1 protein-coding gene is annotated in these 827 nt (G+C 62.3%); it reads right to left on the bottom strand.

Annotation, left to right across the window (positions count from 1 at the left end; translation table 11 throughout):
* The coding region (locus tag AC5RVV_RS17625; protein ID WP_494002648.1) for a carbohydrate ABC transporter permease at positions 1-819 on the bottom strand (819 nt) is incomplete at its 3' end.
* Positions 820-827 lie beyond the last annotated feature (8 nt).

Raw genomic sequence — 827 nt, 5'->3', positions numbered from 1 at the left:
GGCTCCTTCGACCAGCTGCTTCTGCGCGGCCAGGGCCAGTACGTACATGGGAATAACGCCGATGAGCGCGGCGACGGCCAGCTTTCCGTAGTTGATCTCCTTGCCGGAGGACTGGAAAATCGACAGTGCCACGGACAGGGTCTGCGATGCGTCGGTCTGCGAAAACGAGACCGCGAAGAGGAATTCCGCGAAAGCCAGGAACAGGGAAATGAGGAACGCGGCGGCCAGCCCGGAACGGATAAGCGGAACGATCACCGTGAAGAATGTGCGGACCCGGGATGCCCCGTCCATCCACGCGGCTTCCTCGATCTCCCACGGAACCTTGCGGACGAAACCGTCCAGCATCCAGGCTGCGACGGGAACGTTCATCAGGCCGGTGATAATGGTCAATCCTGCGACCGTATTGATCAGGCCCACCTGCTTCCACAGCAGGAACATCGGAATAAGCGCAACGACCGGCGGGACACAGTACGAGGCGAGCAGGATCGAGAGCAGACGCGGCCCCGACGCCTGGTGACGTGCCGTGTAATAGGCGGTCGGCGCGGCAATCGCGATGGAAATCGCGGCGGCCCCCAGCGCCACAATCCAGGAATTTCCGACATAGTGGAACAGGTTGCGGGACAGGGAATCGATCGCTTCGGGCCAGTTCTCCCAGTAGATCTCCGAGGGGATCCAGGAACCGTTGAAGACATCGGATCCGCGCTTGAGCGACAGCGACACCAAGTAGAGGATCGGGGCCAGCGCCAGCACCACGGCAGCGGCCAGCAGCCCCTTGCCGGCCATCCCGGCGGCCACCGCGCCTGGGCTTTTATTCGACATTGTCCTAT

The sequence above is a fragment of the Arthrobacter sp. MDT2-34-1 genome (assembly GCF_059091365.1).
This window is presented reverse-complemented; position numbering and strand designations above follow the sequence as displayed.